The sequence below is a fragment of the endosymbiont of Bathymodiolus septemdierum str. Myojin knoll genome, from assembly GCF_001547755.1.
Taxonomy (GTDB): domain Bacteria; phylum Pseudomonadota; class Gammaproteobacteria; order PS1; family Pseudothioglobaceae; genus Thiodubiliella.
In genome coordinates, this window is the sequence record NZ_AP013042.1 from 24,244 (window position 1) to 50,001 (window position 25,758).

The window sequence follows — 25,758 nt, forward strand, 5'->3', positions numbered from 1 at the left end:
GTTGTACTAGGGGTTCTTAGAATATATACAAGTTGTAAATAAAATTTAATTAGACAAACTTTAAACAAAACAAATGAAAAATCAGCAAATAACTTTGATCAAACCTGACGATTGGCACCTCCATGTGCGTAGCGGTGAAGCACTAAAATCAGTAATTGGCATGAGTGCCAAACAAATGGGCAGAGCGATTATTATGCCCAATCTAAACCCACCTGTGACTGATGCAAGGGGTGCGAACGCATATCAAGAAGAAATTCTTAGCGCCTTGCCAAAAGACAGCGCATTTAAACCATTAATGGTTTTATATTTAACCGACAATACCACGCCTGAAATAATTACTCAGGCTCATAGTTCGGGCGTGGTAGCAGCAAAACTTTATCCTGCGGGTGCAACTACCAATTCTGATAGTGGCGTAACAGAGGTTAAAAATATTTATCGTGCATTAGAGACAATGCAAAAACTGGGTATGCCACTATTGGTGCATGGTGAAGTGACGCGTAGTGAAGTAGATATTTTCGACCGTGAAGCAGTTTTTATTGATGAAGTTTTAAATCAAGTGGTGAATGATTTACCTGAATTGAAAGTTGTATTTGAGCATATTACTACTAAAAATGCAGTGGATTTTGTGCGTGAGAGTAGCGACAATATTGCGGCTACAATTACGCCACAACATCTTTTAAACAATCGTAACGATATGTTGGTGGGTGGTATTAAACCACATACTTATTGCTTGCCTGTGTTGAAACGAGCCGAGCATCAAGTGGCGTTGATTGGTGCGGCAACCAGTGGCAACCCTAAGTTTTTCTTGGGTACGGATTCTGCACCGCACGCCAAGCACGACAAAGAATCCAGTTGCGGTTGTGCAGGCGTATTTTCTGCACCACATGCTGTTGAACTCTACGCACAAGCGTTCGATCAGGCGGGCACGATAGATAAATTAGAAGGCTTCGCTTCAAAATTTGGTGCAGATTTTTACGGTTTGGCGTACAACACAAGCACCATTACTTTGAAAAAACAAGACTGGGTCGTGCCAGCAAGCTATCCTTTCACAAGCGGCGATATTGTGCCATTTATGGCAGGAAAAACGCTAAATTGGAAACTTGCTTAAAGTTATATGAAAAAAGGTCTTTTTAACTTATCTTATTTAAGTGTTTAACTTTTTCGAGTGTTTCTTTTATGTCAGCTTTAATATGAGGGTTTTCTTTTAAAAGTTGAATTAAAAGATTCAGTCCTTCTATTTGAGCAGTGTAGTCCCCCCCACAAGAAAACTCTGTTATAGGTTGTTTCGTTATATTGGAAAGCAAGCAATACAACAATAGTGAGGTTGTACCATAGCCGTTGGCGCTTCCAAAAAAATCCATCAAAGACACCATTTTATCGCCAAAATTTCTCCAAAAATCTATATCAATAGGCTTTGTGTAGTCGTTCTTGAAAAACCTCTCTACTATGGCCACACTGCCAATGGCTTCAGAATTTTCAAATTCTTTAATATGGTTAAAAAAATCTTTGTACGCTTCTATAGAATAAATAGACAAATCTATTTCTTTAATTTTTTTATATTCTTCCAAAAAAGTTAGAGGATTTTCCTTTTTTCTTAAAATAATATCTATTGCTTTCGAAATGTTTAAGTTTAAACTAGGGTCTTTTCTTAATACGGATAAGGCTGACTTTAGCCTTCCCCCTATCAGCTCTTTATTTAACTTTTCTTGATGAAAATCTCTTAAGTGTTCTCCTGTGAGCTTGTTTATTTTTGTTTTGAAATTGAAATACATAAAGACCAGAAGGAGAGCTGAAATTATAAAAACTACAGTTTGAAGTTTTGGAAGGCTTTGGAGGCTACAGTCAAATTTTTCATATATGACAAAAAAACTTGATACAAGAAAACTACCTAAAATACTTCCGAGTATTCCTAATAAAATTCCCTTGCTCCAATATAAGTATTCTGTTTCTTGTTTTTTCTTTTGTTTCATATTTTTTAATTTAATACAGTATTTAGAAACTAAAAAATCTTTTAGCGTCCTGAGTATCAATTTCTATTTGTTTTTTTAACGCCATAAAGTTATCAAAATTTCTCTCATCTCTAATCTTGTGTTTAAAGATGATTTTTACCTTAAGCCCGTAAACTTGCTTGTTAAAATCAAATAAAAATACTTCCAATAGAGTCTTTTTGCCACCAATCACTGGGCGATTGCCGACACTACACACACCTTGATAAGTAGCACCATCCAATTCAATAGTTACAGCAAATATTCCGTGAACAGGACTGATCTTGCGTTTAATGGGGATGTTGATAGTTGGGAAATCAATAGCGCGACCGTTTTTCAATCCGTGAACAATTTTTCCAGTGATAGAAAACTCACGCCCTAGCATTTGTGATGCTGATTGTATGTTGCCATTCTCTAAAAATGTGCGAATTGCTGAACTACTAACACGGTGATTATTACATAGAATACTGGGTGTTTTTTCCACAGTAAAGCCTTTGTCTTTTGATAAGTTTTGCAATAGTTCAAAACCACCCTTTCGCTCTTTGCCAAAACGAAAATCATCGCCAATTAAACAATGTTTCATTCTTAACTTGTTCAGTAAAATATTTTGCACAAAATCTCGTGCTTCTAATTGAGAAAAATCTTTATTAAAATGGATAATCAAATGTATATCTAAATTCAATCCAGATAATAAACGATGTTTTTCTTTAAAACTACTCAATGATGCCTGCTCGCGACCAAAAAAACTCTGTGGCGTGGGCATAAAAGAGATTAAAACTGATGGAATCCCCATTTCTTTTGCCTTTTCAGTCAAGCGAGCGATGATTTTTTGGTGTCCAATATGCACGCCGTCGAAGTTGCCAATAGTAACAACAGAGCCCTGCTGTTTTTTTAAATTATGCAGTCCACGGATTAAATTCATAAGAGCATTTTAACCTAATTGGGCTAAAATTTTCTTCACAGGTGCGGGTAAGCCGACTTTTAATTCGGCAATGGACTGAAAAGATTTACTTGTGTTGGTACAGGCGACGATAATCGGGCTAATCATCAAGTGGAAATGGGTAAAACTGTGTTTTATCATCGGCAGTTTCTGTTGTATGTGGGCGCTTGTGTCAAATTCTGCAATCATTTTAGCAATGATTTTAGCATCATTTTCACATTCTACAAGGCTCCATAGCCCGCCCCAAATACCTTTTTCAGGTCGTTTTTCTAAATACACGCCACCCGATTTATTGCGATAAATCAACATCGCTGTCTCACGCATTGGTTTGATTTTTTTAGGTTTTAGGTTTGGATATTCACTTTGTGTGCCGTGCTTTTTCGCCTGACAATGTGCAGCGAGTGGGCAGTTAGCACAATCAGGTTTGCTCCGCGTACACAAAGTTGCGCCCAAATCCATAATTGCCTGTGTGTAGTCGGCGTTACGGGTGTCAGGCGTGTATTGGCGCGCCAAATGCCATAAGTCTTTTAGCGTTGTGCTTTGTCCGTAATGTCCTTTAACTTGATGATAGCGCGCCAACACACGCTTAACATTACCGTCTAAAATGGCGTGATTTTGCCCGAAACTGATAGATAAAATTGCCCCCGCTGTTGACTCACCAATGCCAGGTAGGGCAATCATTGCCTTGATTTCTTTTGGAAATTCACCCTGATATTGCGTGACAACAATTTTAGCGCATTTACGCAAATTCCTCGCCCTTGCATAATAACCCAAACCTGCCCATTGTGCCAAAACGGCATCTTCATCAGCATTGGCAAGTGCGGTTAAATCAGGAAAATGCCGAATAAAATTATTGAAATATCCAATCACTGTCGTTACCTGAGTTTGTTGCAACATAATCTCGCTCAGCCAAACGAAGTAAGGGTTAATTGGGCTATTTTTTGATGCTTGCCACGGCAGAGAGTGACGACCGAACTGGTCAAACCACTTTAGTAGCGGCTTGGCAATGAGGTGCACTATTTTAGCCCAAGTGGGTCATTCGGATCAACGCTATCCATAAACGGCTTGCCGATTTCTTCGTGGGTGACTTGATAGACGCAACCAATCCAATTATTGATAACTTGCCTGGAAGCATCACGCCAAGTATTGCCCAAAGTTTGGCGGATTAATGTTTCTGGGAAGTCTTTGATTTCAAGGTTGCCGGCCAATAGTTTGACTTGAAACTCATCAAGAATAGCTTTGCTTTGCGCACACAGATAATTATCGGGAAACGGTGGGTAATTCACGAATTTTTTTTCTAAATATGCAATCACTTCTCGTTTATATTCTTTCAATAGGCTGACGGTATCATATTCTGGGTGTCCCTGAAAAAATACGATGCGTAACAAATCCTCACTAACGCATAAATGTGCACCAATTTTGCTGTCAACCAATATTTGCACACCTGCTTGCTCAAATTGAACTTTGGAAATTTCGTTATAACGAGAGTGCGGCACATCGAATTGTGTATTTACACCATTGACCAGTGGGTGCGTTTTGTTTCGCACTTGGTGTGGAAAAACGCCCCAACATTTCTCCCCCATTGCTTGGCGTTTTTGTCCGTAGCGAAATTCTAGTACGGCGTGAGTTGCCAGGCACGAACAGAGTGTGGAGGTTACATTGTCATATGCCCATGTTAGTACTTCTTTGAGCTGTTCATAAAAGGGCGCTTTTTCAAGGTCTGCCTCTTCCACATGTGCACCTGTGATAATTAACGCATCTAAACCCTGCGCTTTAATTTCATTAAAATCAAGGTAATGCTGTTCAATATGCGAGCGTGCTTTTTTGCCCCGTTTAATTGAAGACAAGGTAAAAGGATGCAGATAAAATTGTGCAATCTGATTAGAACGCCCAATCAAACGGAAAAACTGCCGTTCAGTTGCCTCAAGTGCTGCATCGGGCATCATATTTAACAACCCTATATGTAATTCCCTAATAACTTGATGATCGGCACGGTGTTTTGACAAAACAGTTTCACCTTCTTTCTGAAGACGCTTAAATGAGGGCAGGTCAGAGTGAGCAATGAGCGGCATCAGTTAAGTGCCTCGTTAATTAACGCAAACACTTCATCGGCATTGGTGCATTGGTATAAATCTTCGCTCTCAATCGTGCAGCCATATTGCTTAGCAATGGATTCATATTTTGGCACACGGTGCGCCAATAAATGGGGGAAAATCCAACCCACAAAAGCATCAGGGTCAATTTGTGCGACATAAGTAAATTGATGTTCTTGTAAATAAATATTTAATTGCGTTTGCAAAAAATCATTTTGATAATACAAAGGTTTTGGATGTGTTTTTGTGCGTTCAATTAGAGCAGATTGGTTTTTTTTACTGGCCTTAATATACAGAATTAGTGTACTCTCTGCCAATGTTTGATAAACGCTATCGTCATCTAGTTCACACAAACTGCCGCCCGCATCATTAATAAAATGCGTAAAACCCTGTCTTTGAGATTTACCGATAAATTTAGGTACATCCAGCATCGCATTAATTTCTGCTTTATGAAATAACGCTTGTCGCTTGGTAAATTCATCAATTGGCAAACCCCCTTGGTTGGGGTTGCCAACCTTGCCTAGAAAGTTAGATATTGATGATAAATTATCAAAAGTTACCTTGTTTTCAATCGCAATAGAATTGTTGTCCAGCAGTTCCGCCAAATATTCGTCTCGTCGAATTCTTTGCTTAATATTGTCCAAAATCTCACGGCTCAAATATTTGGCGCCAATGCGATAATCACCCGAATAGTGATACCATTTATCATCTGTAGAAAGTAATTTTGATAAGTGGGTTTTGCCCACGCCTGACATACCTAATAGCGTTAAGCGTTTATTTTTTGAGTTTATAAAATCGTTATTAGACGGCTTCACGACAGTCCATCTGCTTTAAACATTTCACGAATACCGCGTATCGCTTGGCGCGTTCGATGTTCATTTTCAATCAACCCAAAACGCACAAATTTATCGCCATATTCACCAAAACCAATACCTGGAGAAACCCCTACTTTTGCCACATCTAATAATTTCTTAGTGAATTCTAACGAGCCCATTGACTGATAAAATTCGGGAATTTTCGCCCACACAAACATCGTTGCCTTTGGCGGTGTTACTTTCCAGCCGATGGCATTCAGCCCTTCGCATAAAACATCACGCCTATCTTGATACATATTTGAAATTTCTCTCACACAGGTCTGGTCGCCTTCCAATGCCTCAATCGCCGCTACTTGAATTGGCGTAAACATCCCGTAATCCAAATAAGATTTAATTTTCGCCAGCGCCTCAACCAAAATCGGATTACCGACCATAAAGCCCACGCGCCAACCTGGCATATTGTAACTTTTTGACAGCGAGAAAAACTCTACTGCAACCTCTTTAGCGCCCTCTACCTGCAAAATACTCGGCGCCACATAACCATCAAAAACGATATCTGCATAAGCTAAATCTTGCACTACCCAGATTTTATGTTCTTTGGCGACCTTAATTACTCGCTCAAAAAACTCCAATTCCACGCACTCAGTGGTTGGGTTTGATGGATAGTTTAATACTAACATCTTTGGCTTTGGAAAAGTATTCTTAATCGAGCGTTCCAATTCTGCAAAAAAATCATCATCTGGACCACAAGGCACATGCTGAATATCCGCACCCGCAATCACAAATCCATACGGATGAATCGGATAAGCAGGGTTTGGCACCAAAACTGTATCACCATTGCCCACCACTGCCTGTGCAAGATTTGCCAGCCCCTCTTTCGAGCCAATCGTTACAATAGCCTCAGTTTTGGGGTCAAGGTCAACATCAAAACGGTTTTTATACCAATTGGTAATTGCCTTACGCAATCGCGGAATGCCGCGAGAAGTGGAATACCGATGCGTGTCTTTACGCCTGGCCGCTTCGACTAATTTTTCCACAATATGGTCAGGCGTAGGCTGGTCAGGGTTGCCCATTCCAAAGTCAATAATGTCCTCGCCACGCGCCCGTGCTTCGGCCTTTAGTTCATTGGTAATGGCGAATACATACGCCGGCAGTCTCTTTATTCGTGGAAAATCGTCATTCATTTTTTCTTAATATTTAATAATTCTATTTCAAAAATAAGGGTCGCATTTGGTGGAATCAGATTGCCCGCACCCATTTCACCATAAGCCAGTTTTGATGGAATTGTTAATTTACGCTTCTCGCCGACTTTCATACCTTCAACGCCTTGATCCCAACCAGGGATTACTTGCCCGACGCCAAGCTTAAAATCAAAAGGTTGATTTCTATCAACGCTAGAGTCGAATTTTTTGCCATTCGTCAGCCATCCCGTATAGTGCATCGACACAAAATCCCCCGATTTACACGCCTTGCCTTTGCTCTCTTCCAGTTTTTCAATCTGCAAATCTGCCATTTTATTCCCCTATATAATTCATCGTAATATGATACGACCCAAACTTACGAATATTCAAAACACCCGTGTCTAACAATAAATATTGCCCTTTAATTCCCTGCAAAATGCCTGTAATTTCAGGCGTTTTATCAAAATTTAACGAATTGATTTTTTCTGGATATTTTACCACAGGGTAATCAATCGTCAAAACCTCACTTTGCAACACTTTTGCTTCCAATTCTGCAATCAAATTAGGAATTTTCCCTAACAGTTCATCTCGTTTAGCGACTAAATCGGTGATTTCCACCTCATTTTTTAACATTTTTCGCCAATTGGTTTTATCTGCCACATAATCCTTCAGCGCCGCCTCAATTTGTCCTGATTTCAACCGCGTATCCACCTGAACAATCGGTAACGCTTGCACAGCCCCTTGGTCAATCCAACGACTGGGCATGTTGGATTGGCGTGTAATCCCAACTTTCACCCCCGAAGAATTTGCCAAATAAACAATATGCGGCGCAAAACAATTATCCAGCCCCCATATTGGCTCACGACAAGTACCTAAATGATGGTGGCAAGTTTCAGGTTTTACAATGCACAAATCACAGCGTGCCAAATCTCGACAACACGGAAAGCAAAATCCCTGTGAATAACTTTTTTTAGTCCTTGACCCACAATTTGAACAATGAATTTCCCCGTCAAAATGCAATGAAATTTCCTGCCCAATTAACGCATTCATTGCCACCAAATCATTGCCAATTGGCAATTGATAAATCGCTTTACCCTCGTCAAGAGAGACTTGCATTTTTTGAATTTGTCCACTGTGTTGCATTTTTATTTTCCTACTCTGACAATTGAATTTTCTTCTAACTCGTTGTCTTTTATATTTTAAATATGTAAACTGATATTTTGCCGTTCGCTCATAATGGACTCTAACCTTTTAAGATATTCGCCACTTCCCAATATTTATCTGCAGTTTTCTGCAAAATATCCACAGGTAAGGTCGGGGCGGGTGGGCGTTTGTTCCAGTCTAGGGTTTCTAAATAATCACGGATGATTTGTTTGTCAAAACTTTTTGGACTGCTGCCGATTTGGTAATCAGATTTTGACCAAAAGCGTGATGAATCTGGGGTTAGGACTTCGTCCATTAGGGTTAATTTATTATGCTCATCTAAGCCAAACTCAAATTTTGTGTCAGCGATGATGATGCCTTTTGCTAGAGCGTAGTCGCTGGCGAAATTGTAAAGCGCAAGGCTGACTTGCTTGATTTGTTGAGCAAGGTCTGCGCCGACAATTTTCACGGTTTGACTGAAGTCGATATTTTCGTCATGTTCGCCGACTGCGGCTTTGTTGGAGGGGGTGTAGAGGGCTTCGGGGAGTTTTTGTGCGAGTTGTAAGCCAACGGGTAATTTGAGCCCACAGACTTTGCCTGATGCTTGGTAGTCTTTCCAACCTGAACCGATGAGATAGCCGCGGACGATGGCTTCAATGGGTAGGGGTTTGAGTTTTTTAACGATGATGGCGCGATTGCCGACCTGCGTGATTTCTTCGGCGTTTAAAACACCATCCAAAGGCTCGTTGGTTAAATGATTGGGGATAATTTTTTGAGTTTTTGCAAACCAAAAATCTGCTACTTCGGTCAGCACTTGTCCTTTGCCAGAAATCGGGTCATCAAACACCACATCAAAGGCGCTGAGGCGGTCGGTGGTAACGATGAGCATGCGGGTTTCATCAATATCGTAGATATCTCGGACTTTGCCTTTTTGAATCAGAGGCAGACTAAGTGAAGTTTCAAAAAGTGTTTTCATAAATTTTCTTAATGGTAATTTAAAGGTTATTTTAACCTAAATTCTGTTTTTATTGCCTGTGGTAAAATTCACCGTAATGAGTAATATGATAATAACATTCGGTTTTCTTCTGTTGATGCAATCTGTGATGGCTTCGCCGTTGAGTGAACAGGCGTTGCGACTGATTAAAACGGGTAATGAAATTGCCTCAAAGAGTGTGGTGTTGAGCGGTCAGCAGTTACTGTTAAAAGGAATGTTTAAGTTTAATGATTTGGATGCAGCGTATGAATCATCCAGACAAACGCGCATGGGTAATCCGCTGATGGGCTATTCGCCGCAACCTGTGATGGCGAATAAAATATTGGAAAAGCTGCTTAAAAAAGGTTATGATCCAGCGATTTATGATGTGGCGTTGTATTTGCTTGACGGTGAAAGTGGCTTCATAAAAGATGAATTAATGGCGCTTAATTTACTTGAACAATCGGTGAAAGCACACGCTAATCCACAATCTGCTTTTGTAGCAGCGGTGATTAGGAATGAAGCTTTGGTGTCAGTGCTCAAAGATAATCGGCAAATTGATGAGTTGATTACTTTTGCGATACTTAATCAGGTGCCGGGGGCAAAGCGTTATCAAGCGCAATATATTAACAATAGAAAGGGCAGTTTGCGAGTGGAAAACTGGCGTCAATGGTTTGCCAATCAGTAAACTTTTTATAGGTTACGCAAAATCGCTCTTGCGCGGTTTTGAAATCGTTTTAAATCAGACTTTGCAACTTTTTTTTGCTTCGGTAGGTGCCAAGTGAGTGGGTTTCTGCGTTTGTTTTTGTAATGAAGTTCGTAGTGTAGGTGGGCGCCTGTTGAGCGACCTGTGGATCCAACGAAGCCAATGACTTTGCCTTTTTTGACTTTGGAGCCGACACGAATACCGTAGGCGAATTTGGACAGGTGGGCGTAAACGGTGACATAGTTGGTGCCGTGGCTGATGTAGATAGCGTTGCCTAAGGCGCCGATATATTCGCGCCGTTTTATGATGCCATTTGCGACGGTACGCACGGGAGTGCCGTGGTTTGCCGCGTAATCAACAGCACGATGTGGGCGGTAGGTTTTTAAGATGGGGTGGTAGCGTCGGTATTGAAATTTGGAACTGATGCGTTTGTATTTTAATGGCGCTCTTAAAAAGGACGAATAGAGGGTTTTGCCATTGATATCGTAATAGCCTAACTGACCGCGTTTGTCGATGTAAGAAAAGACAGCGATGCGTTTTTTACCACTGATATAGATGATGGCTTTTGGTGCGGAACCATGGTTGCCGACGAGAATAAATTTGTCGCCTTTTCTTAAGTCCTTGTTGAAGTCAATTTTCCACGAAAAAATACGCACGATATTGTTAATAGTCTTATAACTGACACGGGATTTTTGTGCGTCGTAGTTGAGTGAGCGAGTGATATTGATAGTGACATCAGCGAGTGCGTTGGCGCTGAAAAATAAGGCGGTAGCTAAAAAAAGTAGGGATTTACGCATAATGTTGAACAGCCTCCAAGGCAATTTTTCGTGCGAGTTTGTCGTTGGCAATGACGGATTCCAGGGAAGTAATACTGATGTTTTCAATAGCGTTCAGTGTTTTTTCAATAATATTTGGAATCTCTAAAAAGTCAATTTTGTTGTTTAAAAAATGCGCAACGGCAATCTCATTGGCGGCATTGAGTGTGCCCATCGCATTACCACCTTGTTTGAGTGCATCAAAAGCGAGTTGTAGGCATTTGAATTTTTCTAAATCGGGCGGGTAGAATTCTAACGGCGAGTTTTGTGTTAAATCCAGCGCTGCTACGCCAGAATCGACTCTATCTGGATAACTCATTGCATAAGAAATCACCGTGCGCATATCGGGATTACCGAGTTGCGACAGGGTTGAGCCATCGTTGTAATAGACCGAGGAATGAACGATAGATTGCGGATGCATGATCACATCGATATTTTCGGCAGGTAGATTAAATAGGTAGTGCGCTTCAATAACTTCCAGCCCTTTGTTCATCATTGTTGCTGAGTCTACCGATATCTTGCGCCCCATTGACCAGTTCGGGTGGGCACAGGCTTCATCAGGGGTAATGGATTTTAAGTCGTTTAATGGCGTGTGTAAAAAAGGACCGCCACTCGCAGTTAATTGGATTTTGTTGAGTCCCGATTTGCCACTTTGCAAACATTGAAAAATCGCTGAGTGTTCAGAGTCCACAGGAATAAGTTCGGCGCCATTATCACGCACCGCCTGCATCATCAAATCGCCAGCCAAAACCAAAGATTCTTTATTGGCTAACATTAATCGCTTACCCGCTTTGGCGGCGGACAAACTTGATGCCATTCCTGCAGCGCCGACGATGGCCGCCATGACGAAATCCGTGTCATCGTGTGCGGCAATCGTGTTAAGCGCTTCGCTGCCGTGTAAAACTTGAATGTTTTTGTCAATAACTTTTGATAATTGTTGCGCCGTTGCTTGGTCGGACATTACCACGATTTTAGGCTGAAATTTTTCACACAAAGTTTGCATTTTTTGCCAGTTGGTATTAGCACTTAAGGCAAAAACGCTAAATTTATCAGCATGCAAAGCCACTACCGATAGCGTGCTATCACCAATAGACCCTGTTGCACCAAGGATTGTAATGTTTTTCATTGTAAAAAGAATATGCCAGTAACAAAAATCGGTGTGGCAGCGAGCAGCCCATCAATACGGTCTAACACGCCACCATGCCCAGGCAAAAGACTGCCGCTGTCTTTTACATTTGCTTCGCGTTTGTAAATACTTTCATATAAATCACCTGCCACGGAAAAAATACCCGTAACGAGTGCCAACACTAAAATTTTCCAATCTGGGTAACTGGTGATACTCATCCATGCGCCAGTGATAAGTAGTACGCCTATTAGCCCACCAATCACACCTTCAATCGTTTTTCCGCCACTTAAACTAGGTGCAAGTTTGTGCTTTCCAAAGGTTTTACCTGAAAAATAGGCAAAACTGTCCGCCCCCCAAACAATTAAAAATAGTAAAAGTAGCAAGGGTTTTTGATCGTTAAAGTGTAACCACCATAAGCCAAATATTGGCGTAAGTAACAACACTGCATTAATCGGCAGTAAAAAATTTGTTGGCTTATTGTTAGGATAACTGATAACTTTGTATATATTGAGTAGCCACCAAATGCAAGCGATAGGGAGCATAATGACGGCAAAAGGGTGTCCAGTTGGCAAACCAAATGCCATATTGGTGCTAAACATAATAACGCCAGCAATGCTGAGTATTTTGTTCAAAGTAGAGACATTGGCGAGTCTTAATAATTCAAATAGAGACAATAAAACAATGACTACAAGGTAGCCAAAAAACCAGTCTACAGGTGTTTTAAAAACGAAAAAAATCATCACAGACGCTAAAACAATAGCGGTTAAAATTCTTTTTACCAGTTCACTCATTTCTACCTCCGTAACGCCTATTGCGGCAATTATAACTCTCAATCGCCTTATCCAATTCTACTTTGTCAAAATCTGGCCACAGTGTGTCAGTAAAATATAATTCACTATAGGCAATGTCCCATAATAAAAAATTACTAATGCGCTGTTCACCACTGCTACGAATCAGTAAATCCACCGAATTGCTTTGTAATGATAGGTACTGTGCAAAATTTTCTTGGTTAATCTCATCAGCAGCAATACCATCTGCCATCGCTTGCTTGCAAGCATTAACGATGTCCCATTGTCCGCCATAATTGGCAGCGATTACTAAAGTTAAGCCTGTGTTTTTTGCTAATAAAGTTTGTGCTTCAGAGGCTGTTTTCTGCACATCAAAGGGGAACAGCGTCATATCGCCGATGATTTTTAATTGCACATTATACTTATTGAGTTTGTTAACTTCTTTTTTTAGTACATTCAAAAATAACTTAAATAATAAAGTTACTTCTTCATCAGAGCGATTTTTATTTTCACTACTAAATGCAAACAAAGTCAGCGTTTCAACGCCAATCACACCACAATATTTAACAATACCCTTAACCGAATCCACGCCCTTCTTATGCCCTGCAATACGCGGTAATTTGCGTTTTTTCGCCCAACGACCATTGCCGTCCATAATAATTGCGATGTGTTTAGGGGTGTTCATATACATACCAGCGCCACGCGCCAGAATAATAGAAAATATTGATGGATTAACATATTTTTAGAATTATACCTACCCTCTAATCCCTAACTCAAAAATAAAAAAATACAAAACCCCCTATAAAGAATAACGGTATAATACACCCAAATTAAAACTATATAATCATGAAAAACACAAAAACACTCATGCTAACCAACCTATTCAAAAGCATCTTTAATGTTTTCAAAGTTTCTAAAAACACCCAAACCCACTCATCAATAGCAAATATCGCGGGGGGGCACATTTCTAATGTACTCAACAAACTCAAACAACTCCTCCTCTTCAGCGCACTAACCTTATCACTGAATGTTACCGCTGTTGACAAGCCTCAAAGCTTTGATAAAGAAGCCTACTTAAACCTTAACCAAGAATACAACTGGAACAACCCCCAAACTTATTACAAAAAAGACAACCAAGGGCTGCTAATACTCAAGCAAGTCGGTAGCACAGTGCGTAACACTCTAGGCGCTACTAATTCAGACAATGCCAACCAATTTGGCAGCACACTTAAAGACAACCTTAAAAACCAAGCCATTAACCAAGCCGTTAGTGGTACCGAAGGCTATATCAACAACAAAGCCAACGAATATGCCAATCAATTTGGCGCTGGTCGCACTGAAATCCAATTAGGTGGATTTAACTCAGAAGCACTCAATTACAACATTAGAACCATTCAACCCCTCTCTGAACTTAACGAAGACAGCCAAGATTTAATCTTCTTCCAAGGACAACTAACCTCAGGTCAAAATCACAGCGAACGCCGTGAAACCTTAAACCTAGGTATCGGCTATCGCAAATTACTAGAAGCAGGGCAATCGATTGCCGGCATCAACCTCTTCACCGACTATGAAACCCAATCTGCACACAAACGCGCCAGCATCGGCTTAGAATACCAAAGAACCAATTTTAAAGCCAACTTTAACAAATACCAATCACTCTCAGACAAAAAAGTCATTGGTAGTTTTACTGAAGAAGTACTTGATGGTTATGATGTGAAACTAGAAGGACAAATCCCTTACCTGCCTTGGGCTAAAATCAAAGGCACCCGCTATGTTTGGGACAAAACCACCAACGCCAACAGCGTAGATATTAAAGGCACCATTCTTGGTGTTGAAGTGCAACTCTCTGACGCCGCTCGCTTTGAGTTCGGCACTGAGAAGTCCAACAGCGCTGATAGTAACAGCTACGCCCGCCTAAGCATGGCAATACCTTTTAAAGACAGTAAGTTCACCAACTTTAAAATAGCCGATAAAGCCTTTAAAAACACAAACAAAATGCAATTGGGTGAATTTGCCTGGGTAGAACGAAGCAACAAAATCCGTATTGAAAAAGTCACAAATGGTGGCACTATTATCCTAGGTGAATACAATGCCTTTACTGTCGGCGCAACTTGTACCATCACTGACAGTGCAAGCGTATCAACAGTCGCAACCACAGAAGCCGATGGCTCTGTTACCCTGCCAAGTCTTAGTATTCCAGCAGGCTTAGTGACTATGAGTTGTACTGGCGGTACTTACACCGATGAGGCAACTAACGCTGCAGGCACCGTAGCAGCAACTCTTCGTGTAGCTACGATTTACTCAGGCACAGGTCCTTTAACGATTTTAGCCTCACCACTGTCTGAAATTGCTTATCAATTGGCAGACGCAGCAGGTGGTATTGCAACTGATATTACCGCTCAAAACATCGCTGTTGCAACCGCCTTTGGTATCGCAGGGGTTGACCTTGCTGCCACCATTCCAACCGACATTAGCCCTACCACTGGCACTGTCGCAGGCAATGACCCTGCAGGCAAGTTTGCTATTGCCTTAGCCGCTGTCTCACAGATAATGGAAAACTCAGCCACCGACGGTGGACAATCGCCCTCTGCTGCAAAGGCAACGACACTTATTACTGCCCTAGTAACTGATATGGGCGATGGTGACATCGATGGCATAGATGACGGTACTGGCACTATGATTGATATCGCTATGGCAATTAGTAACTTTGATAACGGCACAGGCAATAACAACCCAGCCGCCGATACTGGAAGTAGTAATACAGGCACTGCAGCCACAGCCACTGGCGAAGGCTCTATCAAAGGCAACCTAGCCATTCTTAAAATTAGTAACTATGATGGCACTAATGCAGTGCCAACTGTGCAAGACTACGTTGATGCTGGCGTAACTGGTGTTACTGCAGCTAATTTAGTAGAAGTCAACAAAAAGGCTGACACAGCAACAACTACTGATTCTGATAGTACTGTTGAAATCCAGGCATTAGTTGATAGTGTTGCTGCTGCTGCTGCCTCTGACAGTGTGCTAGCCGATATTGGTACTGATGTTAATACTGCTAGCACCTCTGACACCACCATTGCTGAGTTTGGCAGTATCTTGCCAGCACTCACTGATTTTGTGAATGCCAACTTGAGCGCTTATCAAACTTACATTGATGCCAACCCAGGCAGTTTTACCTCGCCTGCCACGCAAGCTGAAGTACAAGCAATGATTACTGCGGTGAATGCTGCGGTAACTGCTGCTGCCTCTGACAGTGTGCTAGCCGATATTGGCACTGATGCTAATACTGCTAGCACCTCTGACACCACCATTGCTGAGTTTGGCAGTATCTTGCCAGCACTCACTGATTTTGTGAATGCCAACTTGAGCGCTTATCAAACTTACATTGATGCCAACCCAGGCAGTTTTGCCTCGCCTGCCACGCAAGCTGAAGTACAAGCAATGATTACTGCGGTGAATGCTGCGGTAACTGCTGCTGCTTCTGACAGTGTGCTAGCCGATATTGGTACTGATGCTAATACTGCTAGCACCTCTGACACCACCATTGCTGAGTTTGGCAGTATCTTGCCAGCACTCACTGATTTTGTGAATGCCAACTTGAGCGCTTATCAAACTTACATTGATGCCAACCCAGGCAGTTTTGCCTCGCCTGCCACGCAGGCTGAAGTACAAGCAATGATTACTGCGGTGAATGCTGCGGTAACTGCTGCTGCTGCCTCTGACAGTGTGCTAGCCGATATTGGTACTGATGCTAATACTGCTAGCACCTCTGACACCACCATTGCTGAGTTTGGCAGTATCTTGCCAGCACTCACTGATTTTGTGAATGCCAACTTGAGCGCTTATCAAACTTACATTGATGCCAACCCAGGCAGTTTTGCCTCGCCTGCCACGCAAGCTGAAGTACAAGCAATGATTACTGCGGTGAATGCTGCGGTAATTCTTGCTACTGTCTCCGTTAGTAATTCAACTGTAACTGCTACTCCAAGCAGTGTTGTTGCCGATGGTAGCACAACTTCAACCATTACCCTACAAGTTAAGGATGCTAGCAACAACAACCTTACTATAGGCGGTCTAACCGTTACCATGAGTGCGAGTGGTTCAGCGGCAGTGTCAAGTGTTACTGACAATACTGACGGTACTTACACAGCGATTATTACTAACAGCACAGTTGAGACGGTTACTATAACTGCTGCATTTGGTGGCTCTAATGTTACTAATACAGCGGATGTCACCTTTACTTTCGTCTCAGAGACCATTACCTTTGGTGGTGGAAGCTATAAAACCGTTCTTTCTCCAGATACAGGCAAAGTATGGCTAGATAGAAACTTAGGTGCAACAGCTGTTTGTAGTGCTAGTGGTGGTGCGACTAACCCTTGTTATGGTGATCTATACCAATGGGGTAGAAGGGCTGATGGACATGAAGATAGAACAAATATTAGCACATCAGGTACACTGACTTCTGATGTCACCAATGCGGGCACGACGCTATTTATTACTAGTGCTAGTGATTGGGCGAGTGTAGATTCAATAGGTACATCGCGTACAGCCGCTTGGGCGGATGGTGGAAGTAATGACATTTGTCCAGCAGGCTTTAGTGTGCCAACTGAGGCCGAGCTAACCGCTGATACCATCAGTGCCACTACCACGGATATTACCAACTCTGCCACAGCCTTCTCCAGCTTCTTGAAAATCCCAGTTGCTGGCAGTCGCTTTCGGTCGAATGGCACGCTTGACTCTGTTGGCACTATCGCCATCTTGTGGAGTCGCTCTGCTGGTGGGTCGAATGCTCGCGCTTTGGCCATCGGTAGCGGCAGTGCGGCCTTCTTCAGCGGTAGTCGTGCCCTCGGCTTTAGTGTTCGTTGCATTAAGGATTAAGCGCAGCGTGCCACTTTGACAATTTGCACACTTTGTCCCTTGACACAGACATCCCGCAGGGTGGCTGGGTGCTCTTGGCTTTGTGCGCCGTAGGCGCAAGTTTTTTTAAAATTTTAAGGCACTAAAACTATGGATAAAGATAGGGCGCCTTCATCTATTGCTAGTTTTGAGCTTCAACAAAAAGAAATTGTTAATGCTATTGCTGAATTTTCAATAGCACAAAGTACGCGCTTGGAGGCGTTAGAATTTTTGCTGAACTTAAGAGAAAAGTTAAGTATTTTTATCAAGAAAATGAATGATAAATTTGACAATTTGGTCTATCAGCTGTATTAGCATAAAGGAGCATAAAGGAGAGATAAAGCAATAGCCAAATCAGTTAGCATTCGAGTTGATTATGAATCAAAATTGATTGAATTAGCAAAACAAATTAATAATCAAACTTACCAGCCTAAGTCATCCACTGTATTTATGGTTAACAAGCCTGTTAAGCGCGAAATATTCGCTGCTGATTTTGTTGACAGGGTGGTGTACATCATCTTATCTATCGGGCAATTTATGGCGATATTGAAAAGTGCTTTATTGAGGATAGTTATTAGCATAAAGGGGACGCTACCTTTTTATGTTAAAATATCTAAATGCCAAGACAAGCCAGAAGTGTATTTGCCAATATTCCACACCATGTAACTCAGCGAGGTAATCGCAAAACTGATGTGTTTTTTTGTGATAAAGATAAAGATTATTACCTAGAATTATTACAAGAATACACTACAAAGCACCAAGTGAAAGTATTAGCATATTGCCTAATGACAAACCATATTCATTTAATTTTACAACCAGCCACAGCAGATGGGCTACAAAAAGTCTTAAAGCCATTGCATATGCGCTATAGCCAATATATCAATAAACAACAAAATACGAGTGGTATTTTATGGCAAGGCAGGTTTTTTTCTTGTGCTTTGGATGAAAAATACACTTATTACGCATTTGCTTATGTTGAGAATAACCCTGTAAAAGCAAATATGGTAGATAATGTGCAAGATTATTTTTATTCAAGTGCAAGATTTCATCTTGGTCTGGATAAAAATAGTTTGTTGGTTGAATGTGATATTGGCGTTAGGCAAGATGAGTATGGCAATTATTTAAAAAATATGTCTTTTCAAAATAATGATATTTTAAAGTGCAATACTAGAAAGGGTTTACCTTGCGGAAGTGCTGATTTTGTAAAAAAACTTGGAAAAATTGTAGGTAGAGATTTGAGTTTTAAAGGCGTTGGTAGACCTAAAAAAGGGTAGCGTCCCCTTTAAGAAACCAATACGACGGTCTCATTTTGGTAAAATCTGCGTTTATGAGTTTAGCAAAAAGAATTATTCCTTGTCTTGATGTGCGTGATGGTCGCGTGGTTAAAGGTACCAAATTCGTTGACATTAAAGACGCTGGCGACCCAATTGAGGTGGCAAAGCGTTATGACCTTGAAGGGGCAGACGAAATCACTTTTTTGGACATTACCGCATCGCATGAGGGTCGGGATACTACTGTACATATGGTTGAAGAGATTGCTGAGCAAGTATTTATCCCTTTGACAGTAGGCGGTGGTATTCGCAAGGCAGAAGATGTTCGTGCAATGTTGAATGCCGGTGCAGACAAGGTTGCGGTAAATTCTGCAGCAATTCACAATCCAAATTTAATTAATACACTAAGCGAAGAATTCGGCTCACAATGTATCGTTATTGCCATTGACGCGAAAAAAGTCGCTGAAGGAAAATGGGAAATATTCACTCATGGCGGTCGTAACACTACTGGTATTAATGCCGTTGATTGGGCAGTGAAAATGACCGAAGGCGAAAATGGCGCCGGCGAAATCTTACTCACCTCAATGGATTGCGACGGCGTAAAAACTGGCTTTGATTTAGAGCTAACCAAGGCCGTATCTGATGCCGTTAGCGTACCAGTCATCGCCTCTGGTGGCGTCGGTAATTTAGAACATTTGTCTGAAGGCATTTTACAAGGCGGTGCAGATGCAGTGTTAGCAGCCAGTATTTTCCATTTTGGCGAATATACAATACAACAAGCCAAGCTTGCAATGCAAGAAAAAGGTATTGAAGTTAGGCTTTAGCGTATCATTTTGCAATACTCTATTAAGGATAAAGTTTATGAACTCTAAAAAAGAATTGTGGATATTGTTGGCATCATTTGTGCTGCCGATTGCACTCGGTACAGCGTTTTTCTACTGGAATCCAACGGCTTTTACCGGTACTACGGTCAATTATGGCGAATTTGTTAATCCGATTATTACCACTTCAAAGGAAGATGTGCGTTTTTCTGAGAAGACCAAAGGCACGCTACAAGGCTTATGGACATTGGCTTATGTGTCTAAGAATTGTGATAGCGGGTGTAAAAGGACGCTTAAAGATATGAAAACTATTCGTACTTTGATGAATGAGGATATGCGTCGAATTCAAAGAATGCTGTTGATTGATGGCACGACGAATGTAGAAGAATCAGGGCTTTTGGTGGCATATCCGAGTGTGAATTTAAGCCAACAATTGAAAAGATTTCCAAACAATACTTTGTATTTGATTGACCCGCTTGGTAATGTGATGTTGCGTTATAACCCACAAGACCTTGTTATAAAACGTGTGTTGAAAGATTTGAAACGCTTGTTTAAATATTCGAGGATTGGTTAAGATGCCGTCGTTAAGTGCCCTGCTTGGACTTTGTAAGCTCAAAGTCGTTGCCTTAATTTTACTGACCGCGGTGGTGGGCATGTTTTTGGCAGTGCCTGCGCCGTATTTGCCAGGTGCAATGTTGGTGTTTGCGGCTTCTGTCGGTATTTCTATGGCATCTGCTTCAGCGGCGGTGTTTAACCATATTGTTGATGAGCAGATTGATATTCAGATGGCACGGACAGATAATCGCCCTTTGCCACGCGGTAAAGTGACGCGTAATCAAGCGTTGATTTGGGGGGTATTTTTAGGCATTATTGGTTTGGGAACTTTGCAGTTGTTTGTGAACACAATTACCATGGTGCTGACTTTTATTTCCTTGATTGGTTATGCGGTGATTTATACTATATATTTGAAACGCGCCACGCCACAGAACATTGTGATTGGTGGTGCAGCGGGTGCTGCTCCGCCGATTTTGGGCTGGACTTCAATTGCAGGGACACAAGGTATTGAGTATGCGTTTTTGTTATTTCTGATTGTTTTTATTTGGACGCCACCGCATTTTTGGGCGCTGGCAATTTTCCGAGTGGAAGAGTATAAGAAAGTGAATGTGCCAATGTTGCCAGTAACACACGGTTTGGCTTATACTCGATTGCAGATTTTGCTTTATACAATTTTGTTATTTTTAGTGGCATTGTTGCCTTATTTGGCAGGTATGTCGGGGTTAATTTATCTTGTTTCCGCGGTTATTTTGGGCGCGATATTTTTGGGGTATGCGATTAAGATTTATATAAATCCAGACGATAATCGCATTACCTGGAAGGCCTTTATGTTTTCGGTGAATTATTTAATGTTGCTATTCGTAGCATTATTGGTTGACCACTATTTTTTAATAACTTTATAAAGGTAATACTATGAAAGGATTAGGGCAAGTATTTAAAGCAGTAACATCAGCGATGATTGGTGTTGGCAAAAAAGAGGATCTTATTAAGGATTTTGAACGCACAGAGAAATCGGGCCCATGGCCCTATATTATTGTTGGTTTGGTGATGACGGTTGTTTTTATTACAGCAGTGATTACGGTGGTGAAGTTGGTATTGCCCTAGGTACTTAGTGCTTTAGTTACTTTGTGTAGCAACGCTAATATACTAAGGAGTAGTAGCAACGCCACCACATTGTGCATGACTGCAATAGCCATTGGGATTGAAAACAATACATTTAAAATACCCAGTATGACTTGTGTTGTTAATAAGCCACCAATTAGTACTAAATTTGATTTAAGGTGTGGATATTTGCTAAATAGATAGATTAAGAGCACAATCATTGATGTGGTGATTAACGCACCAATGCGATGCATCATCTGAATACCAACACGGGCTGGATTCTCCAATACACCAAATTCATAGTCATGTTCTACGCCAATTGGACCCCAGTGTAATGCGTTAATAAAATCCATCGTCGGCCACCAAGCGCCCAAACAAGTTGGAAACTCTTCACCACAAGACAGCGCTGCATAATTAGTAGAAGTCCAGCCACCGAGAATAATTTGCCCCACCAAAACGAATAAAGTTGCCACCAATACCCATTGATGTCTTTTTAAGATGTGTCTATAAGCAATCGGTGGATTGCCTTGGTTGAGTAACATCCACACCAAAAGAGCGGTGGTCATAAAGCCACCAATGAGATGCGTGGTAACGATGCCAGGATGCACCATTAATGTTACGGTCCACATGCCAAAAGCACCTTGTAGCATGACAAAGAAGGCGGTAAACCCAGGTAGTGCGAGTGACTGACGGCGTTTTGTTTTGCCTTTAGCGGCTAAAAAGAACAAGGCGAAAATTGCTAACCCTAATAGAGATGCAGCGTAACGATGTACCATTTCTTTCCAGCCTTTAGCGGCTTCAAGTGGGCGCTCGTAACCCTCAAGTATAGTACCGTCGGTATGGTGGTCTGGAACTGTTAAATGTCCATAACAAGTTGGCCAGTCAGGGCAGCCTAACCCCGCATCACCGAGCCGGGTATAAGCACCTAAAACAACAACAATAAGCGCTAGAACGATTGAAACTTTTAGTAATTTTTTAAACATAGTCATGATTATTATACCTATGTGGCATATAGCACATAGTAGATTTTATTGGCGCTCAGTTTAGGACAGGTAAAAAAATAATTAAATTTTATAACATAAGTTAATTAAAGTCAGTATAATTCTCAGCAGTTTATTGTGTGTATAGCATACTTTAACGGGGAAATATTTTTTATTTGGAGGATATATGAAAAGATTAACAAGGCTTTTAAGTGTGCTAGTTGCCATAGTGTCAACGAGTGTATTTGCTGAGTACAATGTAAATATGACCAAAGGTGTAACTTCTGTTAGTCACGGTATTTATGGTTTGCATATGATGGTATTTTGGGTGTCTGTGGTCATTGCAATCGTTGTATTTGGTGCAATGTTTTATTCGCTATTTACACACAGACAGTCAAAAGGCGCCGTGGCAGCAAATTTTCACGAAAGCACAAAAGCAGAATTAATTTGGACAGTTGTTCCAATCATTATTTTGATTAGCATGGCAATTCCAGCCTCTAAAGTATTGATTGATTTGGAAGACACAACCAAAGCCGAGATGACTATCAAAATCACAGGCCACCAGTGGAAATGGCAATATGATTATCCTAAAGAAGGCATTAGTTTCTTTTCAAACCTAGCACAAGGCTCTAGAGATGTTATTACTGGCACAAGTGCAGAGCGTGAAAATGCCGATAATTATTTATTAAATGTTGATAAGCGTTTAGTCTTGCCAGTTGACACTTCCATTCGTTTCCTGATCACTTCAAACGATGTTATTCACAATTGGTGGATGCGTGATTTTGGTGTTAAGCAAGATGCCAATCCAGGGTTTATCAACGATGCATGGGCGAAAATTGACAAAATCGGTACTTACCGTGGCCAATGTGCTGAGCTTTGTGGCAAAGACCATGGCTTTATGCCAATTGTGGTTGATGTGGTTTCTAAAGCAGACTACAAAAAATGGGTTGCCAAGCAAAAAGCAGCAGCACAGGCAGAAGCAGCAAGTGCGACCAAGACTTGGTCTAAGGCTGATTTAATGGCAAAAGGCAAAACAGTATACAACACTAACTGTGCAGCTTGTCATAAGGCAGATGGTTCAGGTTTACCGCCAGTATTTCCTGCAATGAAAGGCTCGGTAATTGCCAATGGTCCAGCTGCTGCACACATTAATAGAGTTTTAAATGGTAAAGGTGGAATGCCACAGTTTAAAGCGTTGGGTGATAGCGACCTTGCAGCAGTCATGACTTACGAAAGAAATGCCTTTGGTAATACAGGCAGCGTTGTTCAACCTTCAGATGTTAAATCTGCACGATAATTAAAGGAGAAATAATATGACAACAGCAACAGACACAATGGCACACGACGACCATCATCACGGTCCTTCAAGCGGCTTAATGAGGTGGGTTAAGACAACCAACCATAAGGATATTGGCACACTTTATTTATGGTTCGCCTTCACGATGTTACTCGTGGGTGGTGCATTTGCAATGGGTATTCGTGCTGAATTATTGCAGCCGGGCCTTCAATTGATGGAGCCACAGTTCTTTAATCAGTTAACAACAATGCATGGTTTAATTATGGTATTTGGTGCGATTATGCCTGCCTTCGTTGGTTTGGGTAACTGGCTTATCCCGATGATGATTGGTGCGCCTGATATGGCATTACCACGAATGAATAACTGGTCTTTTTGGATTCTGCCATTTGCTGGCGGTATCTTGCTCAGCACTTTCTTCATGGAAGGTGGCGCACCAGCATTCGGTTGGACATTTTATGCACCGTTGTCAACAACCTTTGCACCAGACAGCACGGACTTCTTTATTTTTGCGGTTCATCTATTAGGTTTCTCATCTATTATGGGTGCGATTAATATTATTGCAACCGTATTGAATATGCGTGCGCCTGAGATGAAGTTGATGGATATGCCATTATTCGTATGGACCTGGTTGATTACTTCATTCCTACTGATTGGTGCGATGCCAGTATTAGCGGGTGCAGTAACGATGATGTTGACAGACCGTAATTTTGGTACCGCATTCTTTGATGCAACTGGCGGTGGCGACCCAGTATTGTTCCAGCATATTTTTTGGTTCTTTGGTCACCCTGAGGTTTATATTATGATTTTGCCTGCCTTTGGTGTGGTTTCTCATATTATTCCAACTTTTGCACGCAAGCCTTTGTTTGGTTATTCTTCAATGGTGTATGCAACGGCTTCAATCGCATTTTTGTCCTATATTGTATGGGCACATCATATGTTCTTAACGGGTATGCCAGTGGCAGCCGAGCTATACTTTATGTATGCAACGATGTTAATTGCAGTACCAACAGGCGTTAAAGTCTTTAACTGGGTGTCAACGATGTGGAGAGGCTCAATGACTTTTGAGGCGCCAATGTTGTGGGCAGTATCCTTTGTATTCTTATTTACTATTGGTGGTTTCTCTGGCTTAATGCTAGGTATCGCACCAGCGGACATTCAGTATCATGATACTTATTTCGTGGTGGCGCATTTCCACTATGTATTGGTAACGGGCGCCTTATGGTCAATCATCGCGGCGACATTTTATTGGTTGCCGAAGTGGACAGGTAAGATGTATAACGAAAAGTTGGCCAAGATACATTTTTGGTGGGCAGTGATTTCAGTTAATATCTTGTTTTTCCCTCAGCACTTTTTGGGTCTTGCAGGTATGCCTAGGCGTATTCCTGACTATTCATTACAGTTTGCAGACTTTAACTTTATTTCGTCAATTGGTGGTTTTGCGTTCGGTGCATCGTTCATCTTATTGACTTATATCGTTATCGATTGCATTCGCAATGGCAAGCCAGCAACGGCACGCCCTTGGGAAGGGGCAAAAGGTTTAGAATGGACACTAGAGCCTAAAGCCCAGTACCATAGTTTTAACACACCACCAACAAGAGCATTGATTGAGGCTGAGTCTCAAAACTCTTAATGGATAAACAAAGAGAAGGCGCCATTATTACAGCGGTAATTGTAGGTGTCGTAGCAATAGGAGTATTTGTAGCCACCATCGTGTTGTTCAACCCGACTGGTAGCTAATATGGAACGAAAAAAAATAACAAAAGGGTTCTGGATAAGGTTAGTTTCAGCGCCGATATTGATGTTCGCTTTTGCTTTTGCGATGGTACCTATATACGATGTCTTTTGTGATATTACTGGGTTCAATGGCACAACAGGAAGGATAGGCAGCGAACAACAATATGTGGTTGATGAAAATCGCAAAGTTGAGGTCAGTTTTTTTGCCATGACGATGGGCGGTTTTCCAGTACAGTTTGGACCTAAGGTAAGTTCTATGACAGTTGTCCCTGGTAAGTTTTATACCACCAGTTACATTGCCAAGAACAATACAGATCAAACCGTAATTGGACAAGCAATACCGAGCGTGGCACCGACAGATGCAGCACTTTATTTTAAAAAATTAGAGTGCTTTTGTTTTAACAAACAAGTGTTCAAACCACATGAAGAAGTTGAAATGACTTTACGATTTGTGGTTGAACCAGAGATGGATAAGCGCATCAAAGATGTTAGTTTGTCTTACAATTTTTTTGAAATTAAAAAATAGAAGAAAGGGAGAGAG

At 41.3% G+C, this 25,758-nt stretch carries 27 protein-coding genes; 13 read left to right on the forward strand and 14 right to left on the reverse strand.

Features of this window, described 5'->3' with window-relative positions:
• Positions 1-73: 73 nt before the first annotated feature.
• Positions 74-1,108, forward strand: a complete 1,035-nt coding sequence (gene pyrC / locus BSEPE_RS00105; RefSeq protein WP_066042271.1) for a dihydroorotase — start codon at positions 74-76, stop codon at positions 1,106-1,108.
• Between the two features lie 22 nt (positions 1,109-1,130).
• Here pyrC and BSEPE_RS00110 read toward each other — a convergent pair whose 3' ends face one another.
• The 9 genes from BSEPE_RS00110 to BSEPE_RS00150 all read right to left on the reverse strand — a co-directional run bounded on the left by BSEPE_RS00110 (position 1,131) and on the right by BSEPE_RS00150 (position 9,133).
• Positions 1,131-1,970, reverse strand: coding sequence for a hypothetical protein (locus tag BSEPE_RS00110; RefSeq protein WP_157059348.1), 840 nt, complete (start codon positions 1,968-1,970; stop codon positions 1,131-1,133).
• Positions 1,971-1,992: 22 nt separating this feature from the next.
• A complete protein-coding gene (gene ribF / locus BSEPE_RS00115) occupies positions 1,993-2,907 on the reverse strand; it encodes a bifunctional riboflavin kinase/FAD synthetase (RefSeq protein WP_066042277.1) in 915 nt (304 codons plus the stop codon).
• Positions 2,908-2,916: 9 nt separating this feature from the next.
• The gene (gene mutY, locus BSEPE_RS00120) at positions 2,917-3,942 is read right to left on the reverse strand and encodes an A/G-specific adenine glycosylase (protein ID WP_066042280.1); all 1,026 of its coding nucleotides are present in this window, start codon (positions 3,940-3,942) and stop codon (positions 2,917-2,919) included.
• Positions 3,942-4,997, reverse strand: a complete 1,056-nt coding sequence (metA, locus tag BSEPE_RS00125; RefSeq protein WP_066042283.1) for a homoserine O-succinyltransferase MetA — start codon at positions 4,995-4,997, stop codon at positions 3,942-3,944. Before metA ends, mutY begins: the two co-directional genes overlap by 1 nt.
• Positions 4,997-5,833, reverse strand: a complete 837-nt coding sequence (locus BSEPE_RS00130; protein WP_066042286.1) for an ATPase — start codon at positions 5,831-5,833, stop codon at positions 4,997-4,999. Before BSEPE_RS00130 ends, metA begins: the two co-directional genes overlap by 1 nt.
• Entirely contained in the window at positions 5,830-7,017 is a 1,188-nt protein-coding gene (gene alaC / locus BSEPE_RS00135) for an alanine transaminase (protein ID WP_066042288.1), read from the reverse strand. The genes BSEPE_RS00130 and alaC overlap by 4 nt, the downstream gene beginning before the upstream one ends.
• Entirely contained in the window at positions 7,014-7,346 is a 333-nt protein-coding gene (locus tag BSEPE_RS00140) for an FKBP-type peptidyl-prolyl cis-trans isomerase (RefSeq protein WP_066042291.1), read from the reverse strand. The genes alaC and BSEPE_RS00140 overlap by 4 nt, the downstream gene beginning before the upstream one ends.
• A 1-nt stretch (position 7,347) precedes the next feature.
• Positions 7,348-8,157, reverse strand: coding sequence for a DUF2797 domain-containing protein (locus BSEPE_RS00145; protein WP_066042293.1), 810 nt, complete (start codon positions 8,155-8,157; stop codon positions 7,348-7,350).
• A 100-nt stretch (positions 8,158-8,257) separates the two neighbouring features.
• Positions 8,258-9,133: a phosphoribosylaminoimidazolesuccinocarboxamide synthase gene (locus BSEPE_RS00150; protein ID WP_066042296.1), complete on the reverse strand. Its 876-nt coding sequence runs from the start codon at positions 9,131-9,133 to the stop codon at positions 8,258-8,260.
• A gap of 76 nt (positions 9,134-9,209) precedes the next feature.
• Here BSEPE_RS00150 and BSEPE_RS00155 point away from each other — a divergent pair, with 76 nt between their 5' ends.
• Entirely contained in the window at positions 9,210-9,818 is a 609-nt protein-coding gene (locus BSEPE_RS00155; protein WP_157059349.1) for a hypothetical protein, read from the forward strand.
• A gap of 5 nt (positions 9,819-9,823) precedes the next feature.
• Here the strand turns inward: BSEPE_RS00155 and BSEPE_RS00160 are convergent, their stop codons facing one another.
• The 4 genes from BSEPE_RS00160 to uppS are packed head-to-tail and all read right to left on the reverse strand — an operon-like array spanning position 9,824 to position 13,250.
• On the reverse strand, positions 9,824-10,633 hold the full coding sequence (locus tag BSEPE_RS00160) for a peptidoglycan DD-metalloendopeptidase family protein (protein WP_066042300.1): 810 nt from the start codon (positions 10,631-10,633) through the stop codon (positions 9,824-9,826).
• On the reverse strand, positions 10,626-11,777 hold the full coding sequence (gene ispC, locus BSEPE_RS00165) for a 1-deoxy-D-xylulose-5-phosphate reductoisomerase (protein ID WP_066042304.1): 1,152 nt from the start codon (positions 11,775-11,777) through the stop codon (positions 10,626-10,628). Before ispC ends, BSEPE_RS00160 begins: the two co-directional genes overlap by 8 nt.
• Positions 11,774-12,568, reverse strand: a complete 795-nt coding sequence (locus BSEPE_RS00170) for a phosphatidate cytidylyltransferase (RefSeq protein WP_066042307.1) — start codon at positions 12,566-12,568, stop codon at positions 11,774-11,776. Before BSEPE_RS00170 ends, ispC begins: the two co-directional genes overlap by 4 nt.
• Positions 12,561-13,250 carry a polyprenyl diphosphate synthase gene (gene uppS, locus BSEPE_RS00175; protein WP_083503008.1) on the reverse strand — a complete coding sequence of 230 codons (690 nt, stop codon included), beginning with the start codon at positions 13,248-13,250 and terminating at the stop codon, positions 12,561-12,563. Before uppS ends, BSEPE_RS00170 begins: the two co-directional genes overlap by 8 nt.
• A 161-nt stretch (positions 13,251-13,411) precedes the next feature.
• On the opposite strand from uppS, the gene BSEPE_RS00180 reads away from it, so the two are divergent.
• The 8 genes from BSEPE_RS00180 (at position 13,412) to BSEPE_RS00210 (ending at position 21,209) form a co-directional block, all read left to right on the forward strand.
• A complete protein-coding gene (locus BSEPE_RS00180; RefSeq protein ID WP_066042313.1) occupies positions 13,412-17,440 on the forward strand; it encodes an inverse autotransporter beta domain-containing protein in 4,029 nt (1,342 codons plus the stop codon).
• Between the two features lie 129 nt (positions 17,441-17,569).
• The gene (locus tag BSEPE_RS00185) at positions 17,570-17,773 is read left to right on the forward strand and encodes a hypothetical protein (RefSeq protein WP_066042315.1); all 204 of its coding nucleotides are present in this window, start codon (positions 17,570-17,572) and stop codon (positions 17,771-17,773) included.
• Positions 17,774-17,845: 72 nt separating this feature from the next.
• A complete protein-coding gene (locus BSEPE_RS07915; protein WP_157059350.1) occupies positions 17,846-18,124 on the forward strand; it encodes a hypothetical protein in 279 nt (92 codons plus the stop codon).
• A complete protein-coding gene (locus BSEPE_RS00190) occupies positions 18,076-18,732 on the forward strand; it encodes a transposase (RefSeq protein ID WP_066042317.1) in 657 nt (218 codons plus the stop codon). The genes BSEPE_RS07915 and BSEPE_RS00190 overlap by 49 nt, the downstream gene beginning before the upstream one ends.
• 53 nt (positions 18,733-18,785) lie before the next feature.
• Positions 18,786-19,553, forward strand: coding sequence for an imidazole glycerol phosphate synthase subunit HisF (gene hisF, locus BSEPE_RS00195; RefSeq protein WP_066042320.1), 768 nt, complete (start codon positions 18,786-18,788; stop codon positions 19,551-19,553).
• 37 nt (positions 19,554-19,590) lie between these two features.
• Positions 19,591-20,124, forward strand: coding sequence for a hypothetical protein (locus BSEPE_RS00200; RefSeq protein WP_066042324.1), 534 nt, complete (start codon positions 19,591-19,593; stop codon positions 20,122-20,124).
• A 1-nt stretch (position 20,125) separates the two neighbouring features.
• Positions 20,126-21,007, forward strand: a complete 882-nt coding sequence (gene cyoE / locus BSEPE_RS00205; protein ID WP_066042329.1) for a heme o synthase — start codon at positions 20,126-20,128, stop codon at positions 21,005-21,007.
• A 10-nt stretch (positions 21,008-21,017) separates the two neighbouring features.
• Positions 21,018-21,209 carry a DUF2970 domain-containing protein gene (locus tag BSEPE_RS00210; protein ID WP_066042332.1) on the forward strand — a complete coding sequence of 64 codons (192 nt, stop codon included), beginning with the start codon at positions 21,018-21,020 and terminating at the stop codon, positions 21,207-21,209.
• Here BSEPE_RS00210 and BSEPE_RS00215 read toward each other — a convergent pair.
• Complete coding sequence (locus tag BSEPE_RS00215) at positions 21,206-22,189, reverse strand: COX15/CtaA family protein (RefSeq protein WP_066045948.1); 984 nt, start codon at positions 22,187-22,189, stop codon at positions 21,206-21,208. The two genes, BSEPE_RS00210 and BSEPE_RS00215, sit on opposite strands and share 4 nt — an antisense overlap.
• A 184-nt stretch (positions 22,190-22,373) precedes the next feature.
• Between BSEPE_RS00215 and coxB the strand changes: the two genes are divergently transcribed.
• The 3 genes from coxB to BSEPE_RS00230 all read left to right on the forward strand — a co-directional run bounded on the left by coxB (position 22,374) and on the right by BSEPE_RS00230 (position 25,743).
• On the forward strand, positions 22,374-23,483 hold the full coding sequence (gene coxB / locus BSEPE_RS00220; RefSeq protein WP_066042335.1) for a cytochrome c oxidase subunit II: 1,110 nt from the start codon (positions 22,374-22,376) through the stop codon (positions 23,481-23,483).
• 16 nt (positions 23,484-23,499) lie between these two features.
• Positions 23,500-25,113: a cytochrome c oxidase subunit I gene (gene ctaD, locus BSEPE_RS00225; protein ID WP_066042338.1), complete on the forward strand. Its 1,614-nt coding sequence runs from the start codon at positions 23,500-23,502 to the stop codon at positions 25,111-25,113.
• Positions 25,114-25,221: 108 nt separating this feature from the next.
• Positions 25,222-25,743, forward strand: coding sequence for a cytochrome c oxidase assembly protein (locus BSEPE_RS00230; RefSeq protein WP_066042342.1), 522 nt, complete (start codon positions 25,222-25,224; stop codon positions 25,741-25,743).
• The last annotated feature ends 15 nt before the right edge of the window (positions 25,744-25,758 follow it).

Excerpts from the sequence above, each read along its gene's own strand:
- BSEPE_RS00140 (WP_066042291.1), bottom strand. The coding sequence starts at position 7,346 with ATGGCAGATTTGCAGATTGAAAAACTGGAAGAGAGCAAAGGCAAGGCG.
- uppS (WP_083503008.1), bottom strand. The coding sequence starts at position 13,250 with ATGAACACCCCTAAACACATCGCAATTATTATGGACGGCAATGGTCGT.
- BSEPE_RS00190 (WP_066042317.1), top strand. The coding sequence starts at position 18,076 with ATGCCAAGACAAGCCAGAAGTGTATTTGCCAATATTCCACACCATGTA.
- BSEPE_RS00215 (WP_066045948.1), bottom strand. The coding sequence starts at position 22,189 with ATGTTTAAAAAATTACTAAAAGTTTCAATCGTTCTAGCGCTTATTGTT.
- alaC (WP_066042288.1), bottom strand. The coding sequence starts at position 7,017 with ATGAATGACGATTTTCCACGAATAAAGAGACTGCCGGCGTATGTATTC.
- BSEPE_RS00200 (WP_066042324.1), top strand. The coding sequence starts at position 19,591 with ATGAACTCTAAAAAAGAATTGTGGATATTGTTGGCATCATTTGTGCTG.
- BSEPE_RS00155 (WP_157059349.1), top strand. The coding sequence starts at position 9,210 with ATGAGTAATATGATAATAACATTCGGTTTTCTTCTGTTGATGCAATCT.
- BSEPE_RS00170 (WP_066042307.1), bottom strand. The coding sequence starts at position 12,568 with ATGAGTGAACTGGTAAAAAGAATTTTAACCGCTATTGTTTTAGCGTCT.
- ctaD (WP_066042338.1), top strand. The coding sequence starts at position 23,500 with ATGACAACAGCAACAGACACAATGGCACACGACGACCATCATCACGGT.
- ispC (WP_066042304.1), bottom strand. The coding sequence starts at position 11,777 with ATGAAAAACATTACAATCCTTGGTGCAACAGGGTCTATTGGTGATAGC.
- BSEPE_RS00160 (WP_066042300.1), bottom strand. The coding sequence starts at position 10,633 with ATGCGTAAATCCCTACTTTTTTTAGCTACCGCCTTATTTTTCAGCGCC.
- BSEPE_RS00230 (WP_066042342.1), top strand. The coding sequence starts at position 25,222 with ATGGAACGAAAAAAAATAACAAAAGGGTTCTGGATAAGGTTAGTTTCA.
- cyoE (WP_066042329.1), top strand. The coding sequence starts at position 20,126 with ATGCCGTCGTTAAGTGCCCTGCTTGGACTTTGTAAGCTCAAAGTCGTT.
- BSEPE_RS00110 (WP_157059348.1), bottom strand. The coding sequence starts at position 1,970 with ATGAAACAAAAGAAAAAACAAGAAACAGAATACTTATATTGGAGCAAG.
- metA (WP_066042283.1), bottom strand. The coding sequence starts at position 4,997 with ATGCCGCTCATTGCTCACTCTGACCTGCCCTCATTTAAGCGTCTTCAG.
- BSEPE_RS00180 (WP_066042313.1), top strand. The coding sequence starts at position 13,412 with ATGAAAAACACAAAAACACTCATGCTAACCAACCTATTCAAAAGCATC.
- BSEPE_RS00150 (WP_066042296.1), bottom strand. The coding sequence starts at position 9,133 with ATGAAAACACTTTTTGAAACTTCACTTAGTCTGCCTCTGATTCAAAAA.
- BSEPE_RS00210 (WP_066042332.1), top strand. The coding sequence starts at position 21,018 with ATGAAAGGATTAGGGCAAGTATTTAAAGCAGTAACATCAGCGATGATT.
- BSEPE_RS00145 (WP_066042293.1), bottom strand. The coding sequence starts at position 8,157 with ATGCAACACAGTGGACAAATTCAAAAAATGCAAGTCTCTCTTGACGAG.
- ribF (WP_066042277.1), bottom strand. The coding sequence starts at position 2,907 with ATGAATTTAATCCGTGGACTGCATAATTTAAAAAAACAGCAGGGCTCT.
- hisF (WP_066042320.1), top strand. The coding sequence starts at position 18,786 with ATGAGTTTAGCAAAAAGAATTATTCCTTGTCTTGATGTGCGTGATGGT.
- pyrC (WP_066042271.1), top strand. The coding sequence starts at position 74 with ATGAAAAATCAGCAAATAACTTTGATCAAACCTGACGATTGGCACCTC.
- coxB (WP_066042335.1), top strand. The coding sequence starts at position 22,374 with ATGAAAAGATTAACAAGGCTTTTAAGTGTGCTAGTTGCCATAGTGTCA.
- BSEPE_RS00185 (WP_066042315.1), top strand. The coding sequence starts at position 17,570 with ATGGATAAAGATAGGGCGCCTTCATCTATTGCTAGTTTTGAGCTTCAA.